The following is a 15561-nucleotide window of genomic DNA, read 5'->3' on the forward strand; positions in this document are numbered from 1 at the left end:
CCGCATCGTCGAATTCTTTTAGACGTACTGGACTGAGCGTACTGACAAGGCAGTACGGATCGTCAGGGCTTGATGTACGCGTACCCTTCGTTGAACTGCAGGTTGGCCACTTCCACCACGCCCGCGGGCACCACCTTGGCCTCCAGCAGCAGGCTCGTCGGCGAGATGCGACGTGCGGTCAGCGTATTGCCGCACGCGCGAAACTCCACGCCATCGGCGGCCAGCGCGGCGACGGGTGCGTCGAACGTATTGCCGCGTCCATCCTTTGCACCTTCCAGCAGGAAGTCGATGCCATAGCCGAACGCCACCACCACGATCTTGGTGCCCGGCGCGCCATTCAGATGGTTGCGCAGGTTGCTCATCATGCGAACGGCCTGGTCGAGCCCCTCGGACATCTGATAGACCACCTTGACCTGCTTGCCGCCCCTGGCCTGCGCCGCCGGACTGCCTTGCGCCATCGCCTTCGCGGTCAGGCCCGCCGCGGCGAGTGCCGCGGTGGCCTTGAAGAATGCTCGCCGCATGCTGCGTTCCTTCCTGTCTGCTGGTTTGCTGGTCCGCGAACGCCGCCTCAGGCGATGGTCGCTTCGTCGGTACGCTTGTCGCCGCGGTTGTCGACCCAGGTCACGGTGACCTTGTCGCCCTTGGCGCCGCCCTTGAACTTGAAATTCAGGAACGGATCCTTCGACACCGCCGTGCCGAACTGCGCGTTGAATACTTCGCGGCCATTGCACTGGGCCACCACGGTCTGGATATGCCAGGCCGGAACGGTCTTGCCGTTCGCATCCTTGCGCTGGCCGGTCTCCATGTCGTGCTTCATCAGAATCTTGACGTCAACGACACCACCGTTTTCGGTGGCGCGGACGCGCATCGGATCTGCCATGTTCTGTCTCTCCTGCTGGTCGTGGAATGCGCGGGGGAATTTTTGAAGATCAGGTGGTCAGGATCAGCCGCCGCAGCCGCCGAGCGTGACCTTGATCTCTTTCTGCGCCACGTACCACTTGCCGCCTGCCTTGACCGCCGCGTACACGATCGAGGTCTGGCCCATCTTCACGCGCGTGGAAACGAACGGCTCGGTGCCCGCCGGGATCTTGAAGTCCGCGGCCAGCGTGAACGGATTCTTTTCCACGAGGATGGCGATCTGCTCGGTATCCGGGATCGTGCTCGTCACCGCCACGGGTACCACGGCGCCGTTCTCGGCGATATCGGGTGCCGTGAACGTGATCGAGCCAGATTTCTCCGTCCCGGTGCCGCCGAGCGCCTTGATCACATCGGCCACGCTCTTGCCGTCAAAGGCGGTCTTGTTCCACTCCGCGGCCTGCGCCTCGCTGATCAGGCCGGTGGCGGCCATCAGCGACAGCACGGCGGTGACCCGCAGGACGTCTCGTCGTTTCTGATTCATGTCTCGTCTGCTACCCGTCTCGTTCACGTCTTGTGTGTTCACGTCTTGCTGCCAGCGGCAGTCACCACTGTCGTGTGGTGGGGACCGCCGCCGCTACTGCTGTGTGATCTGTCTTACTTGGCCGGCGCGCCCGCGAGGACCCACTCGACCACGGTCTTGATGTCGGCGTCGCTGACACCCGCGTTGGCGGGCATCGGCACCGGGCCCCAGACGCCCGCGCCACCGTTCTTGACCTTGGCGGTCAGCTTGGCCAGCGCACCCTTGTCGCCCTTGTACTTGGCGGCCACATCCTTGAACGACGGACCGACCAGCTTCTTGTCCACCTGATGGCAACCCATGCAGGCGTTCTTGCTGGCGATGTCCTGTGCCTTGGCGGCATCGACGGCGTGTGCCGACGCGGCTGCCGCCAGCATCAGCGTTGCGATTACGAACTGCTTCATTTCTTATGGCTCCAAACTCGTAAGCCGTGGGGACGGCAAGGGCACTGCAACCCGGCGGGTGCCGGCGCGGCGCGTGTTGGCCACCTGCATATAGATCACCAAAAGCGGGGCGGTGCCCGATGTTCCCCGGGCATAAGCGGCCAGTCCGCTATTTTGCCTCAAGAATGGGACTTCAGCCGAGCATGTCGGTCCAGATGCCCTGCGCCCAGGCCTGGGCATAGCGGCCCTCGAGTTCGCTCGGCGCGGACGAGAGTCCACCTGAGCCGGGCACCGTCACCATGGTTTTCTGCGTGGCGTCGTAGCGGTGCACGCTTGCGATATGGACGGCCTCTTCGGCCGAGGTGAAGCTGTAGCAAGTGTTGTTATAGAGCGGCACCGGGTTGGGCGGCCGCCCCGACAGCAGCGCGATGATGGCCGCCGCAGCCACTTTGCCGTGCTGGTTGGCCATATGGCCGGACTTCGGCATCAGGGGCGCGATCTGGATCGCATCGCCAATGACATGGATATTGGGCACCGCGCGCGACTCCATCGTCATGAAGTCCACCTCGCACCAGCGGCCGTTGGCCGTGGCCAGGCCGGTGGCGACGGCAATCGCGCCCGCGCGCTGGGGCGGCAGCAGGTTGATCACGTCGGCGGTCTCGTCGTCCTGCACGTCGAACTTGAGCGTTCGGGTGGCCGGATCGACGTCCGCCGTCTCGTACTGCGGCCGGTACTCGATCATGCCCGCGTAGCGCGTCTGCCAGACCTGCCGGAACAGGGCGCCCTTGGACGTGATGTCGGGATTGGCGTCGAGGATCAGTACCTTGCTGCGCGGCTTGTGGCGCTTGAGGTAGTCGGCCACCAGGCTGGCGCGCTCGTACGGCCCGGGCGGGCAGCGGTATGGCGCCGGCGGCACGGTGATGGCGAAGGTGCCGCCATCGCGCATGGCCGCTAGCTGCCGCGCCAGCGCCTCGGTTTGCGGACCGGCCTTCCAGGCGTGCAGGATCTGGTCGCCGCCGGGCCGTGCAAGGCCCGCGATCGCGCCGGTCTGCATCTCCACACCCGGCGAAAGTACCAAGCGGTCGTAGGGCAGTGTGGTGCCGCTGGCCAGTCGCACGGTGCGGCGCGTGGCGTCGATGGCGGTGGCGGTATCGCGCACGATGCGCACGCCATGGCGGCTCGCCAGTGCGTCGTAGGACCGTGTGATATCCGCCATGCCGCGCAGGCCGGCGATGACCAGATTGGACAGCGGGCACGATACGAACGTGGCGTCGGGCTCCACCAGCGTAACTTCGATTGCGTTGTCGCTCCACGTCCGCAGATAGCGCGCGGCGGTCGCGCCGCCGTAGCCGCCGCCAATGACCACCACCTTCGCGGGCGCGGCCGCGCGGGCGTGCCGCGGCGCCAGCATGCCGACCGTACCCAGCGCAGCGGCGCCGGAGAGCGCACCGAGAAACGTTCGTCGTTGCATCGCGCTATTTCCGTTCGATCTGGGGCGTTTCGGGTTGCCCGCCGGATCGGTCAATGGGTGGCCCCTCAGCTCGCTGCTCGGCAAACCAGGCCGCAATGGCGACGATCTCGGCATCGCTATAGCCACGCGCGAGCTGCGGCATGACGGTGCCTGCGCGTTGGCCGTTCTTGAATGCGAGCATCTGCTCGACCATCTGCGCCTGCGGCCGGCCAGCCAGCGCGGGGATCACGCTGCCCGCCGGCGCGCGGCCGTCAGGACCGTGGCAGGCCGCGCAACTGGCGGCCTGCTGGCGCGCCTGCAGCGTGCGCTCGGCCTGCACGCCGACCGTGGTGCGGGAGTCCGGCGCGGCCGGCTGCGCGAACGCCAGCCTCGGCAAGGCGCAGGCGACTGCGCAGGCCGCCGCCGCACAAGCAAGGGCGCGAACGAAAGCGCCGTAGCAAATGGGCGCGCGACCGCGGGCGTAATGGAGGGCGACCGGCGGCGCGCGCATCGGTCAGGGCAGGTTGCGGCCGGCCGGCACCGTCACGGGTGATCCGACCGGCGTGCTGACCGTGCCCGGCACCGGTGTGTTGGCCGGCGCGCCCGAGGTGACCGGTGCGTTCGGCGCGGCGCCGGGCACGGACTGCACCGGGGCCGGGGTGCCGACCGGGCTGTCGCCCGTGGTGGTGCTCTGCCCGCCCGCTGCCGCGGCGTCCAGGCGCGCGCGCTCGGCGTCGCTTACATAGTCGAACGCCTTCACCACCTTGACCACGCCGCTCGCATTGCGCGCGATATCGGTCGCCTTGTCGCCCTCGGACGCGGTGACCACGCCCAGCAGGTACACGACGCCCTTGTCGGTGGTGACCTTGATCGAGTTCGCCGGCACGCCGTCGGTCGTTGCCAGCAGCGTCTTGACCTTGCTGGTCAGGTACGCGTCATTGCTGGTGGTCATGAAGCCTGGCGACGACGTGACCTGCAGTTCGTTGATGACTTCACGCGCGTTCGGCAGGCTGCGCACGTACTGTTCGATCTGCTGTTTGACCTGATCGTTGCTGGCCTCGCCGGTCAGCAGCACCTTGCGGTTGAACACCGTCACGCTCACGCTGGCCTGCCCGCCGCTATAGCGTGTGCTCAGAGTGTTCTCGATTTCGAGCTGCAGGCCACGGTCGACCGTCTGGGTGCCCGTGGGCCGGCGGTCGGCGGCGATCAGCGCGCCACCGGCAACCGCTCCGGCGGCGATCACCGGGAGGCAACCCGCCAGCTGCGTGGCGGCCACCAGCAGCGCGGCGACGGTGACGGCGGTGCGCGCAAAGCGTGCCGGTGCGGTGGAAGAGGAGGAAGAGAGGTGGGTCGGGAGAAGCACGTTCTTCATGCGGTCCTTGGCTCAGGGCAATGGGTCTGCGAGGTAGCTAGAAAGCAAGCGCTAGCAAACGATGCTGCATTTGTGAGTATCCGGTGGATAACTGGCACCCATCCGGTGGATAAGCAGTGAACAAAGAGCGTCGGGCTGTGGACTGCTCTGTGGACAACCCGGGATAAGTCTGCGTGCGCCACGGCTGCGGGCCGCCTCAGGCCTCGCCCAGCAGCGCATCGTCGATGCCGTCGCATATGCAATGCAGCGTCAACCGGTGTACCTCCTGCACGCGCGCGGTCCGGTCGCTCGGCACGCACAGGTGAATATCGAACTCGCCGAGCATGGTACCGATCTCGCCGCCGCCCCGGCCGGTCAGCGCGATCACGGCCATGTCGCGCTGGTGGGCTGCCTCGATCGCGGCGATCACGTTGGCGGAGTTGCCCGACGTCGAGAGCGCCAGCAGCACGTCGCCGGGCTGGCCGAGCGCCTCCACCTGCTTCGAGAACACGACCCTGAAATCGTAGTCGTTGCCGATGGCGGTCAGGATTGAACTGTCCGTCGTCAGCGCGAGTGCCGCGAGGCCGGGCCGCTCACGCTCGAAACGGCCGATCAGCTCCGCCGCGAAATGCTGCGCATCGGCGGCCGAGCCGCCGTTGCCGCACGCGAGAATCTTGTTGCCGCTGGTCAGCGCCGCCACCGCGCGTTCTACCGCGGCGTCGATGTGCGGCGCCATCGTTTCCGCGGCCTGCCGCGCGACGTCGGCGCTGTCCAGAAAATACTGCTGGATACTGTCGATGCTCATGGCTCTGTGGGCCTTCCTTCTTTGCTGCGGGTGTTTCGTATTGCCGCCGCATTATGACGCAGCCGCATCGAGATCGAACGCGTTTTGCAGCCATTCCAGTCGGCCGCTCTCCATTGCCACCACGTCGAACCGGCACGCCGGCATACGCTCCAGGGTCAGCAGATAGCGCTCGGCGGCCGCCAGCAGCCGGCGCTGCTTGGTCCGCGTCACGCTCGCGGCGGCACCGCCGAACGCGCCGCCGCGCCGCTGGCGTACCTCGACAAATACCAGTGTCTGGTCAGCCGCGCGCATGATCAGATCGATCTCGCCCGCTTTGCAGCGATAATTCCGAACCACCAGCGTCAGCCCGCGCCCTTCGAGCCAGGCCAGCGCCTGGTCTTCCGCGTGCGCGCCTGCCTGCGTCGTGGTGGTTTTGAATGGACGATTCAAAGGAAGTTCTCAAGCATGGCTGACTGGAACTCGCTGGCCGCAGGCCAGACCTATCCAACTGGCACCCTGTACGTGGTGGCCACCCCGATCGGCAATGTCGCGGACCTGTCCTTGCGCGCGCTCCATGTGCTCGGCCTGGTCGATGCCATTGCCTGCGAAGACACGCGCAATACCGGCCAGCTGCTGACCCGCGTGGGGCTGCACCGTCCGCTGGTGGCCGTGCACGAACACAACGAGCGCGAGGCGGCTGAACGCATTGTCGCGCGACTCGCGGCTGGCGAGCGCATCGCCTATGTTTCCGATGCAGGCACGCCGGGGATTTCCGATCCCGGCGCGCGGCTCGTGGAGGCCGTGCGCGCGGCCGGGCACGGCGTGGTGCCGCTGCCCGGACCCAGCGCGGCCGTGACGGCGCTCTCGGTGGCCGGCGACATGCTGGAGCACGGCGAGGGCCGTTTTACTTTCGTCGGCTTCCTGCCCGGCAAGGCGCGCGCGCGCGACGAAGCCATTGCCGGGTTGGCCACGCTTGCCCATCCGTGGGTCATCTATGAGGCACCGCACCGGATTGGCGAGACGCTGGCCGCGCTGGCCACCGCCCTGCCCGCTCGGCGCCTGATGATCGGCCGCGAACTGACCAAGCTGTTCGAGGAAACGCCAGTGCTGGTGGCTGCGGACGCGCCGGGCTGGCTGGCCGGCGAGGCGTCGCGCGGCAAGGGGGAGTTCGTGATCGTGGTGGAAGGCGTGCGCCGCGACGAAGCCGGTGTAGATAGCGATGACGCCGTGGACGCACAGGCCGTGCGCACGCTGGATCTGCTGCTGGCCGAGCTGCCGGCCAAGCGCGCGGCCAAGCTGGCGGCGGCGATCACCGGTGCCAAGACCGACGCGCTGTACCAGCTGGCGCTCTCGCGCAAGGCGCAGGGGAATGACGCGGAAGATTGAGCCAGCCGATGGGCGGACTGGCGAGTAAGACGAGGAGAGATGCGGCGGGCGGGCGTGGGGGACGCTGCCGGGGTGGCCACTGCGGCTGTGCGCCAGATGGCGCGGCGCAGTCAGGCGGCGGTCGGTCAGGCGGTCGAAAGCGCTCGCCACCCTGCCGCCTGCGCTCAGTGTTTGCGCTTGACGGTCTTCGCCCGGGCGCCGGCTTTCGCCTTCTTGCTTGTCGGCACGAGCGTATTGGCCGTATCGGGCGGGCTCAGGTCGTCGGCACCGGTACCGTCGCCGGCCTCGTTGCCGCCGCCGTCGATCTGCGGACCCAGCGCGGCCACTTCGGTGCGCGAGAGCCGGCGGATTTCCACCTGCGTGGCACCGTGATCGACGAAATTCAGGCGCTTGGCCGCCGCGTACGACAGATCGAGCACGCGGTTGCCGTGATACGGGCCACGGTCGTTGATGCGCACCACGGCCACCTTGTCATTGCGCAGATTGCGCACCAGCACCCAGCTGTCCAGCGGTAGCGACGGATGCGCGGCGGTCATCGCGCGCATATCGAAGCGTTCGCCGTTTGCTGTCTTGCGGCCATGAAAGCCCTTGCCGTACCACGAGGCCATGCCGCGCTGCTCGAACGTACCCATGTCAGCGCGCAGGCCATCCAGCGAGGACGGGTTACTGGCGCCATCGCCGTCCTGCTTGCCCCAGCCGAACAGATCCCAGTTGCCGCGATCGTCAGGCTTGGCGCCCTCCGTCTTCGCGGACTTGCCCTGGGTCGGCTTGGTCTTCGTCGCGCCGCGCGTGGGCGTGGCGATCGAACTGCCGGGCGTGCCCGCCACGTCCGCACCGTCGCTACCCGGCCCGCCCGGCGGCGTCGCGCAGGCAGCCATCACCAGTGCGCACGCGAGGACGGCGCATCGGTTGAGCAAACGGTTGGCGCCCTCGGAAAAACCGGGGCGCAGGGTGGCTAGACTGGTCATGAGCCGAAGTCTAACACTGGCACCCTTTGGCTATGCTCTTGATTTTGTTACGAAATTTAAGGCGGGCGGGTAAAGCGAGCGCTCAATTCCCCGCAATCCTTGGCCTGGCAAGGGATTGCGGAACATGGCACCCCTTCGAATGCGAGTGTCCCCGGACGCACTTTGAGCGCCTGCGGGATGGCGGTGCGGGCGGTCGAAAACAAGATCGCGGGCTACAATGAGTCACTCCTGACCCACCCGCAGTGATCCCCGTCGATACCCCCGCAGGCCCCATGAAAGTCCTTCTGATTCCCGTCACGCCGTTCCAGCAAAACTGCTCGCTGCTGATCGACGAAACCACCGGCCGCGCGGCGGTCTGCGACCCCGGTGGTGATCTCGACCGCATTCGCGCCGCTGTGGCCGAGCAGGGCGTGACGCTCGAAAAGATCTTTCTGACGCATGGGCATGTCGATCACTGTGCGGGCGCCGCGGCGCTGGCGCGCGAGCTCGGCATCCCGATCGAGGGACCGCAGCAGGAGGAACGTTTCTGGATCGACCAGCTGCCCGACCAGACCCGCAGGTTCGGGTTCGGCCAGGCCGAGGCGTTCGAGCCGAACCGCTGGCTCGAGGATGGCGACACGGTGAGCTTTGGCGGCGAGACGCTCGAGGTCTATCACACGCCGGGCCATACGCCCGGACACGTAGTGTTCTTCTCGCGTGCGAACCGGCTGGCGATCGTGGGCGACGTGCTGTTCGCCGGGTCGATTGGCCGCACCGATTTTCCGCGCGGCAATCATGCCGACCTGATTCGCTCGATTCGCACGCGGCTGTGGCCGCTTGGCGAGGACGTGACCTTCGTACCGGGGCACGGTCCGGTGTCGACGTTTGGCGAGGAGCGCCGCAGCAATCCCTTCGTCGCCGACCATGTGGTTGGCGTGGACTGACCCGAGCCTCCATGGCAAAAAAACAAGCGCCCGACACCCGTCCCGAGATCTACGTCAGTACCGATATCGAAGCCGATGGCCCGATTCCCGGCCCGCACTCGATGCTGTCGTTCGCCTCGGCGGCGATGTTGGCTGACAAGACCGTGCTCGGCACATTCTCGGCGAACCTCGAATTGCTGCCGGGCGCGAGCGGCCATCCGGTGCAGATGAAGTGGTGGGAAACCCAGCCCGAGGCCTGGGCCGCGTGCCGCCGCGATCTGCAGCGCCCCGAGGATGCCTTGGTGCGCTACGTCGAATGGGTCGAGCAACTGCCGGGCAAGCCGGTGTTCGTGGCGTTTCCGGCCGGCTTCGATTTCACGTGGATGTTCTGGTACATGATGCGGTTTGCGGGCCGCTCGCCGTTCGGCTGGGCCGCGCTCGACATCAAGACACTGGGCTTTGCGCTGACGGGGCTGCCGTACCGCAAGACCGTCAAACCCGCGTTACCGGACCATTGGAAGGATCCACTTCCTCATACGCACGTTGCAATCGACGACGCGCTTGAGCAGGGCGCGCTCTTCTGCAACATGCTCGCCGCCCTGCGCGAGCGGGAGGCTCAGCTTGCGGCGCTGTCTGACGTTGCTATCGGCGATGCTTCCGGCGAAAGCGAGCAATCACCTCCTGCGTCGGCTACCTAACACTTCTCCGTTTCTGACGGTGGGCCGAGGCCACATTTTGCGTGCACTTGGCTATAGTAGAAGCATGCCGATGGCGACCTGGGCCACGATGCCCAAGGAGGTGTGAATCATGCGATTTCATCCCGAACATCACTTCAAGGACTGGACGGCCCGACTTCACTGGCCGCACTGGGACCACGGGCGTACGTCGGCGCGTCACTCTTCATTCTCGCGGCCCAATTGGGCCGACGAGGACGCGGAGATCGCCAAGGCGACGCTCTACGTTAGTACCGTTACGCTGGTCGTACTGCTGGTGGTACTGGCAGGGATCGCTTTCGGTCAGGAGGCCATGCACTGGCTGGGTGTTCAATAACGACGACCCCGCTTGACGCGATCCCCCTCGTCTGACCGGCCGGCCCCCGACATTGCGTCGGGGGCCGGTTTGTTTTTGTCAGGCGAGCAGCTGTTCGACGTTCTCGGGCGGACGGCCGATGACCGCGCGGCGATCGCGTACCACGACGGGCCGTTGCAGCAGGATCGGGTGGTCGGCCACGGCCGCGAGCAGTTCGGCGTCGGTCAGGCCGGCGTCGGCGAGGTCGAGTTCCTTGTAGACCGCTTCGCCGTCGCGCAGCATGTCGCGGACCGGCACGCCGAGCATGGTGTGCAGCTGGCGCAGTGTGGATACCGTTGGTGGGGTCTTCAGGTATTCGACGATCTCCACGGGTTCGCCGAGCCGCTGACCGGCGGCTTCGACCAACGCGAGGGTTTCACGCGACTTGGAGCAACGCGGGTTGTGGTAGATCGTGATCATGGCTGGGGCCTTCGAAGACTGGGAATAGCGGGACTATATCGCTTCGTGAGGCGTGTGCCCTCACCCCCGGCCCCTCTCCCCGAGGGAGAGGGGAGAAAACAATTGGTTATTTTGCTTTCACCCTCTCCCCCGGCCCCTCTCCCTCAAGGGAGAGGGGAGCAAACCAAAGGCAACTGCGGCCGGTTAGCCCAGCAGGTCTGCCAGCGCCAGCGCGACTACCTTGGTGGCGCGGTTCAGGTCGTTCAGGCGCAGGTTTTCGTCCGAGTTGTGGCCGCGGGCTTCCATCAGGGTGCGGGGGCCGGCGCCGTACAGTACCGTCGGGATGCCGTGGCTCGTGTAGTGGCGCGCGTCCGTGTAGAGCGGCACGCCGTGCACCGGGATCTCCACGCCGAATACGGCTTCCGCGCGTGACTTCAGCGCGCCGATCAGCTTCTCCACGCCGGGCAATTGCGACAGCGGTTCGGCGAGGATGATGCGCTCAACCTTGACCTCGATGCCGGGACGCTCGCTCGCTGCTTTCTCCACCACCGCGCGCAGCTCGCCTTCGGCGTCGAAGCCAATCTCCTCGGGGATCATGCGGCGGTCGACGCGGAATGTCACGAGATCCGGGACCACGTTGGTGTTGATGCCGCCCTTGATCAGGCCAACATTGAGCGTCGCGTGATCGATGCCGGGCACCTTCGACTTGCGCGTCGCCAGTTCCGCGCGCAGTCCGTAGATCGCCTGCAGGATGTGCGTGGCCGCCTCGATCGCATCGACGCCGGTATGCGGCATGGCCGCGTGGCCCTGCTTGCCCTTGACCGTGACTTCCACATGCAGGCAACCGTTGTGCGCCGAGGTAATGCCATACGAGAAGCCGGCCGAGATCGCGTAGTCGGGCTTGCTCAGCTTTTCGTCGAGCAGCAGCTTCGGGCCGATATCGCCACCGGTTTCCTCGTCATAGGTGAACTGCAGCTCGACCGTGCCATTGAGCCGGGCACCCTGCTTCTCCGCCTCGATCAGCGCGAGCGTGGCATAGGTGTACGTGGCGAAGTCTGACTTCGACACCGCCACGCCGCGGCCGTACATCACCGGACCATGCTCGCTGTCACCAATCTCCGCGCCATACGGATCGCGCGTCCAGCCGAGGCCCGGCGGCACCACGTCGCCATGCGCGTTCATCGCGATAACCGGGCCACCCGTGCCGAACTGCTTGCGCACGATCAGGTTCGTCGCGCTGATCATGCCAGCCGCGCGCACCTTCTCATCCGGCACCTTGTGGGCTTCCACCGTGAAGCCGAGCTGCTCGAGCAGTGCGCGGGCGCGCTTGCCATGTGCATCGCAATCGCCGGACGGGTTGTCCGACGGCACCTTCACGAGCTCGGCGAGGAATGCTTCCTGTGCCGGGCGATGCGTGTCGATGAATTGCGTGAGCGTGGTCTCGGTGGGGTTCATGTTGTCGCGTGCAGTCATGTCTTGGCTCTATGTAGATAGATATCGCGTATTGCGTATTGCGTATCGCTTATCGGTTATTGCTTGCGCTGGAAGTGCTCGACGAACGCGCTGAACACGTTCGCGGCCACCTGGGCGTCCTCGGCGGTCATGATTTCGGTGGGGTGGTGGCTGATACCGCCGTTGCCGCAGCGGACGAACAGCATCGCCACGTCGGTCAGCGCGGCAATCGCCATCGCATCGTGGCCGGCGCCCGAGGGCAGATGCCGCACCGGCGCACCCGCCCGCTCGATCGCGGCGGCCCACTGATCCTGCAGCCACGGCGCGCACGGCACGCTGGCGGCCTCATGGGTCTTGCGCACCTGCGCCGCACGCACGTTGCGGCGCGCGCAGATGCGTTCGATCTCTGCCAGCACATCGTTGACCGCGGCCTCGCGCTCGGCGTCGTCGCCGGCACGAATATCGATCGAGAACACCGCGCGACCGGGCACCACGTTGGTGGCGCCGTTCGGCACATTGAACTGGCCCACCGTACCCACCAGCCCCGGCTTGCCGCCGCAGCGGCGCTCGATATACAGGCCGATCTCGGCAGCCGCCATCGCGGCGTCGCGGCGCATTTCCATCGGCACGGTGCCAGCGTGGCCGGCCAGGCCTTCGAGTTCGACGAGGAAGCGCGACGCGCCGGAGATGGCAGTCACCACGCCCACCGGCAGCCCTTCGTTGAGCAGCACCGGCCCCTGTTCGATATGCACCTCGATAAAGCCGAGCACCTGACGACGATCGTGCGCGGCGGCGGGCAGCTGGTCGGGCTCGAAGCCCGCGGCACGCATCACATCGCGCATCGTGCTGCCGGCGTCATCGAGGTTGTCGAGCACGCGCGTGTCGAAGGTGCCGGCAATCGCGCGGCTGCCGAGCAACGTCGCCTTGAAACGCACACCCTCTTCCTCGGCAAACCCGACAACTTCGATCGCGAACGGAAAGCGGCGGCCCACGCGATGCCAGGCGTCGACGCAGGCAATCGGCAAGATCACGCCGAGGTTGCCGTCGTAACGGCCCGCGTCGCGCACGGTATCGAAGTGCGAACCGGTCAGCAGCACCGGCGCGTCCGGCGCGGTGCCCTCGTAGCGGCCGATGACATTGCCGGCCGCATCGCGGCGTACGGTCATGCCGGCCGCTTCCATCCATGCGGCCAGTTGCGCGGCCGCGCCGTGATGCGCGTCGGTGAGGTAGGTACGAGTGAGCATGCCGGGCTGCTCGGTGTGGACGGCGAGGGCGTCAGCCCACTCCATGATGCGCGCGCCCGTGTGGTTCACGAACGCGGCGGCCGACGTTGGATTTGGATTTGCTGCCATGCATGTCTCCTGCTCAAGCGATGACTCTGCGCGAGATTGCCGAGTTTCCTGAGAGCGAATGCCTAACAAGAAACGCGCCATGAGTCTTATTCTCTGCGATTCATGTTAGCACAGTGAATTCAAAAATTGCATACAAAAATTATATGCACTATATTGGCCTGCACGCACGGACAATCGGCTGCGGACAATCCAATCCGACAACGATGACCGGCGACCTTGAACCAGACAGGACCGGCTATGTGCACGAGGCTTGCGCGGCTCGCGCGGACCGGTCCGCACGGAGACAGCCATGCAGCCAGCCATTCCCTCGCAGCGTGCGCCCGCGCGCCTGCACACCCGCTTTACGCGTTCCCTATTTGGTCAGGTTCTGATCGCGCTCGTGATCGGCACGATACTCGGGCTGCTCGCCCCCGAGTTCGCCGCCAAGCTCAAGCCACTCGGCGATGCGTTTATCAAGCTCATCAAGATGTTGATCGGCCCGATCGTGTTCTGCGTGGTCGTCGCCGGCATCTGCGGTGCGGGCGAACTCAAGAAGGTGGGCCGCGTGGGGATCAAGGCGGTGATCTATTTCGAGATCGTCACGACCATCGCGCTGGCGCTCGGCGTGGTGCTGGCCTACGTGTTCCAGCCCGGCGCCGGCATGAACGTGAACCCGCAATCGCTCGACGCCTCGGCCATGGCCGCCTATGTGGATAGCGCGGAGAAGGTGAAAAGCTCGGGCACCGTCGAGTTCCTGCTCAAGCTGATTCCCAATACCGTGATGGGCGCGTTCGCGACCGGTGACGTGCTGCAGGTGCTGCTGATCTCGGTGCTGTTCGGCTGCGCGCTGTCGCTGGTCGGCGAGCCGGGCAAGCCACTCGTGAACCTGATCGACACGTTCTCGCAGACGCTGTTTCGCATGATGGGCTTTATCATCAAGCTCGCGCCACTCGGCGTGCTGGGCGCGGTGGCGTTCACGGTGGGCAAGTACGGCATCGGGTCGCTCAAGCAACTTGGCTTCCTCGTCGTGCTGTTTTACGGCGCGGTGATCGTGTTCGTGCTCGCGGTGCTTGGCGGCATCCTGCGCGCGTGCGGCTTCTCGGTGTTCAAGCTGATTCGCTACCTGCGCGCCGAATTGCTGGTGGTGCTTGGTACCGCGTCCTCCGACAGCGTGCTGCCGCAAGTCATGCGAAAGCTCGAGTTCATGGGCATCCGCAAGTCCGTCGTGGGTCTGGTGATTCCCACCGGGTATTCGTTCAATCTCGATGCGTTCTCGATCTACCTGACGCTTGCCGCAGTGTTTATTGCGCAGGCCACCAACACGCCGCTCGCGCTCGGCGATCTGCTCGGCATCCTTGCGGTGGCGCTCGTCACGTCGAAAGGCGCGCACGGCATTCCGGGTTCGGCGATCGTGATCCTCGCGGCCACGCTGTCGGCGCACCCTGCCATTCCGGCGATCGGCCTGGTGCTGGTGCTGTCGGTGGACTGGTTTATCGGCATCGCGCGCGCGGTCGGCAACCTGATCGGCAACTGCGTGGCAACCGTGGTGGTGGCCGCATGGGAGAAGGATATCGACCGTGAGCGCGCGCATGCGGTGCTCAACGGCGCGATCTCCGCGGGCGAGCTCGACGAGGGCATGCCGGCACCCGCGGCGGGTGGCGTAATGGGGCCGACCGGGGTGCCAACCAGCGCGCCGCTGCCCGGGAGCGCCGTAGGGCGCTAGAATCTCGGCATTCCCGTCTCAGCGCGGCGCCACACCCGACGCGCGCCACCATGCCCGAGCATATCGATCCAGACATGACCGCCGAGGCGATTGCCGACGATATCGTCGCCGCCATCGTCTCGCACCGCCTTCCGCCCGGCACCAAGCTGCGCGAGGAGGCGCTCGCGAGCGTCTATCGCGTCAGCCGCACCAAGGTGCGCGCGGCCCTGCTGATGTTGTCGAAGGACAAGGTGATCCAGATCGTGCCCGACAAAGGCGCGTTCGTTGCCAAGCCCAGCGCCGAAGAAGCGCGTGAGGTGTTCGCGGTACGGCGGATCCTGGAGGCAGCGCTCGCGCGCGAGTTCGTCACCAAGGCCACCGCGGCCGACTACAAACGCATCGACAAGCATCTGGCCGCCGAGCGCAAGTCGCTCAACGGCAACGATGCGCAGACGCGCACGCGCCTGCTGGGCGATTTCCATATCGTGATGGCCGAAGTGGTCGGCAACAGCGTCATGACGGACATCATGCGCGAGCTATCGATGCGCAGCGCGGTGATCACGATGCTGTACCAGTCCCGGCGCGATGCCACGTGCTCGTCGGACGAGCACCGCGAGTTTATCGAGGCAGCGCGGGCTGGCGATACCGAGCGCGCAGTGGCGTTGATGGTGGAACACCTTGCGCACGTCGAGGCGGCGCTGCATTTCGACGAGGTACCCGATGCCACACGAGGCAAGGATCTGGTGACGGCGTTGCTGGCGTGACTGCCTGCGTGACTATTGATTTCGATCAAAGTGTAAGGCCGGGAGCGAGCGCATTATTGGTCTGGCCATGAAGTTGCGGGGGCGCACTTCATCGGCTCTCCCCGTCCTTCGCAAGAAGGGCTGCCCGCAGACCGCAATGGCTCTGCGGGCTTTTTCTTTTTGGCGTCTCTGATCCTGCCGATACGT

The 15561-nt window shown here is 66.1% G+C and carries 19 protein-coding genes; 6 read left to right on the forward strand and 13 right to left on the reverse strand.

Annotation, left to right across the window (positions count from 1 at the left end):
* Positions 1-62: 62 nt before the first annotated feature.
* The 9 genes from LDO41_RS15645 to LDO41_RS15685 all read right to left on the reverse strand — a co-directional run bounded on the left by LDO41_RS15645 (position 63) and on the right by LDO41_RS15685 (position 5853).
* The gene (locus LDO41_RS15645; protein WP_223989748.1) at positions 63-521 is read right to left on the reverse strand and encodes a DsrE family protein; all 459 of its coding nucleotides are present in this window, start codon (positions 519-521) and stop codon (positions 63-65) included.
* Between the two features lie 47 nt (positions 522-568).
* Positions 569-880, reverse strand: coding sequence for a thiosulfate oxidation carrier complex protein SoxZ (gene soxZ, locus LDO41_RS15650; RefSeq protein WP_223989750.1), 312 nt, complete (start codon positions 878-880; stop codon positions 569-571).
* Positions 881-943: 63 nt separating this feature from the next.
* Entirely contained in the window at positions 944-1399 is a 456-nt protein-coding gene (gene soxY, locus LDO41_RS15655) for a thiosulfate oxidation carrier protein SoxY (RefSeq protein ID WP_223989752.1), read from the reverse strand.
* Positions 1400-1512: 113 nt separating this feature from the next.
* Positions 1513-1839, reverse strand: coding sequence for a c-type cytochrome (locus tag LDO41_RS15660; protein WP_109585286.1), 327 nt, complete (start codon positions 1837-1839; stop codon positions 1513-1515).
* Positions 1840-2011: 172 nt separating this feature from the next.
* Positions 2012-3289, reverse strand: coding sequence for an NAD(P)/FAD-dependent oxidoreductase (locus LDO41_RS15665; protein ID WP_223989754.1), 1278 nt, complete (start codon positions 3287-3289; stop codon positions 2012-2014).
* A gap of 4 nt (positions 3290-3293) precedes the next feature.
* Positions 3294-3665, reverse strand: coding sequence for a c-type cytochrome (locus LDO41_RS15670; protein WP_318036293.1), 372 nt, complete (start codon positions 3663-3665; stop codon positions 3294-3296).
* A 117-nt stretch (positions 3666-3782) separates the two neighbouring features.
* Entirely contained in the window at positions 3783-4640 is an 858-nt protein-coding gene (locus tag LDO41_RS15675) for a BON domain-containing protein (protein WP_223989756.1), read from the reverse strand.
* A 196-nt stretch (positions 4641-4836) separates the two neighbouring features.
* Positions 4837-5424 carry a phosphoheptose isomerase gene (locus LDO41_RS15680; protein WP_223989758.1) on the reverse strand — a complete coding sequence of 196 codons (588 nt, stop codon included), beginning with the start codon at positions 5422-5424 and terminating at the stop codon, positions 4837-4839.
* A gap of 51 nt (positions 5425-5475) precedes the next feature.
* Complete coding sequence (locus tag LDO41_RS15685; RefSeq protein WP_223989760.1) at positions 5476-5853, reverse strand: YraN family protein; 378 nt, start codon at positions 5851-5853, stop codon at positions 5476-5478.
* Positions 5854-5868: 15 nt separating this feature from the next.
* Between LDO41_RS15685 and rsmI the strand changes: the two genes are divergently transcribed.
* Entirely contained in the window at positions 5869-6789 is a 921-nt protein-coding gene (rsmI, locus tag LDO41_RS15690) for a 16S rRNA (cytidine(1402)-2'-O)-methyltransferase (RefSeq protein WP_223989762.1), read from the forward strand.
* A gap of 164 nt (positions 6790-6953) precedes the next feature.
* On the opposite strand, the gene LDO41_RS15695 is transcribed toward rsmI, so the two are convergent.
* On the reverse strand, positions 6954-7757 hold the full coding sequence (locus tag LDO41_RS15695) for a septal ring lytic transglycosylase RlpA family protein (RefSeq protein ID WP_377741604.1): 804 nt from the start codon (positions 7755-7757) through the stop codon (positions 6954-6956).
* A 272-nt stretch (positions 7758-8029) separates the two neighbouring features.
* Here LDO41_RS15695 and LDO41_RS15700 point away from each other — a divergent pair, with 272 nt between their 5' ends.
* From LDO41_RS15700 to LDO41_RS15710, 3 genes are all read left to right on the forward strand, one after another.
* A complete protein-coding gene (locus LDO41_RS15700; RefSeq protein WP_223989764.1) occupies positions 8030-8680 on the forward strand; it encodes an MBL fold metallo-hydrolase in 651 nt (216 codons plus the stop codon).
* Positions 8681-8691: 11 nt separating this feature from the next.
* Positions 8692-9357, forward strand: a complete 666-nt coding sequence (locus LDO41_RS15705) for a 3'-5' exonuclease family protein (RefSeq protein ID WP_223989766.1) — start codon at positions 8692-8694, stop codon at positions 9355-9357.
* A gap of 109 nt (positions 9358-9466) precedes the next feature.
* Positions 9467-9709, forward strand: a complete 243-nt coding sequence (locus LDO41_RS15710) for a hypothetical protein (RefSeq protein ID WP_223989768.1) — start codon at positions 9467-9469, stop codon at positions 9707-9709.
* 78 nt (positions 9710-9787) lie between these two features.
* Here the strand turns inward: LDO41_RS15710 and arsC are convergent, their stop codons facing one another.
* The 3 genes from arsC to LDO41_RS15725 form a co-directional block, all read right to left on the reverse strand.
* Positions 9788-10147 (reverse strand): arsenate reductase (glutaredoxin), encoded by a 360-nt coding sequence (gene arsC, locus LDO41_RS15715; RefSeq protein WP_223989770.1) that lies wholly within the window; start codon positions 10145-10147, stop codon positions 9788-9790.
* A 183-nt stretch (positions 10148-10330) separates the two neighbouring features.
* Complete coding sequence (locus LDO41_RS15720) at positions 10331-11599, reverse strand: M20/M25/M40 family metallo-hydrolase (RefSeq protein WP_223989772.1); 1269 nt, start codon at positions 11597-11599, stop codon at positions 10331-10333.
* A 56-nt stretch (positions 11600-11655) separates the two neighbouring features.
* The gene (locus LDO41_RS15725; RefSeq protein ID WP_223989775.1) at positions 11656-12930 is read right to left on the reverse strand and encodes an allantoate amidohydrolase; all 1275 of its coding nucleotides are present in this window, start codon (positions 12928-12930) and stop codon (positions 11656-11658) included.
* A gap of 289 nt (positions 12931-13219) precedes the next feature.
* On the opposite strand from LDO41_RS15725, the gene LDO41_RS15730 reads away from it, so the two are divergent.
* Positions 13220-14632 carry a C4-dicarboxylate transporter DctA gene (locus LDO41_RS15730; RefSeq protein ID WP_223989777.1) on the forward strand — a complete coding sequence of 471 codons (1413 nt, stop codon included), beginning with the start codon at positions 13220-13222 and terminating at the stop codon, positions 14630-14632.
* 50 nt (positions 14633-14682) lie between these two features.
* Positions 14683-15375, forward strand: coding sequence for a GntR family transcriptional regulator (locus tag LDO41_RS15735; RefSeq protein WP_223989779.1), 693 nt, complete (start codon positions 14683-14685; stop codon positions 15373-15375).
* Positions 15376-15561: the final 186 nt, after the last annotated feature.

This window comes from Cupriavidus pampae, from assembly GCF_914271485.1.
Classification (GTDB): domain Bacteria; phylum Pseudomonadota; class Gammaproteobacteria; order Burkholderiales; family Burkholderiaceae; genus Cupriavidus; species Cupriavidus pampae.

Excerpts from the sequence above, each read along its gene's own strand:
- LDO41_RS15705 (WP_223989766.1), top strand. The coding sequence starts at position 8,692 with ATGGCAAAAAAACAAGCGCCCGACACCCGTCCCGAGATCTACGTCAGT.
- LDO41_RS15645 (WP_223989748.1), bottom strand. The coding sequence starts at position 521 with ATGCGGCGAGCATTCTTCAAGGCCACCGCGGCACTCGCCGCGGCGGGC.
- soxY (WP_223989752.1), bottom strand. The coding sequence starts at position 1,399 with ATGAATCAGAAACGACGAGACGTCCTGCGGGTCACCGCCGTGCTGTCG.
- arsC (WP_223989770.1), bottom strand. The coding sequence starts at position 10,147 with ATGATCACGATCTACCACAACCCGCGTTGCTCCAAGTCGCGTGAAACC.
- LDO41_RS15735 (WP_223989779.1), top strand. The coding sequence starts at position 14,683 with ATGCCCGAGCATATCGATCCAGACATGACCGCCGAGGCGATTGCCGAC.
- LDO41_RS15700 (WP_223989764.1), top strand. The coding sequence starts at position 8,030 with ATGAAAGTCCTTCTGATTCCCGTCACGCCGTTCCAGCAAAACTGCTCG.
- rsmI (WP_223989762.1), top strand. The coding sequence starts at position 5,869 with ATGGCTGACTGGAACTCGCTGGCCGCAGGCCAGACCTATCCAACTGGC.
- LDO41_RS15675 (WP_223989756.1), bottom strand. The coding sequence starts at position 4,640 with ATGAAGAACGTGCTTCTCCCGACCCACCTCTCTTCCTCCTCTTCCACC.
- LDO41_RS15665 (WP_223989754.1), bottom strand. The coding sequence starts at position 3,289 with ATGCAACGACGAACGTTTCTCGGTGCGCTCTCCGGCGCCGCTGCGCTG.
- soxZ (WP_223989750.1), bottom strand. The coding sequence starts at position 880 with ATGGCAGATCCGATGCGCGTCCGCGCCACCGAAAACGGTGGTGTCGTT.
- LDO41_RS15720 (WP_223989772.1), bottom strand. The coding sequence starts at position 11,599 with ATGACTGCACGCGACAACATGAACCCCACCGAGACCACGCTCACGCAA.
- LDO41_RS15730 (WP_223989777.1), top strand. The coding sequence starts at position 13,220 with ATGCAGCCAGCCATTCCCTCGCAGCGTGCGCCCGCGCGCCTGCACACC.
- LDO41_RS15695 (WP_377741604.1), bottom strand. The coding sequence starts at position 7,757 with ATGACCAGTCTAGCCACCCTGCGCCCCGGTTTTTCCGAGGGCGCCAAC.
- LDO41_RS15725 (WP_223989775.1), bottom strand. The coding sequence starts at position 12,930 with ATGGCAGCAAATCCAAATCCAACGTCGGCCGCCGCGTTCGTGAACCAC.
- LDO41_RS15680 (WP_223989758.1), bottom strand. The coding sequence starts at position 5,424 with ATGAGCATCGACAGTATCCAGCAGTATTTTCTGGACAGCGCCGACGTC.
- LDO41_RS15710 (WP_223989768.1), top strand. The coding sequence starts at position 9,467 with ATGCGATTTCATCCCGAACATCACTTCAAGGACTGGACGGCCCGACTT.
- LDO41_RS15660 (WP_109585286.1), bottom strand. The coding sequence starts at position 1,839 with ATGAAGCAGTTCGTAATCGCAACGCTGATGCTGGCGGCAGCCGCGTCG.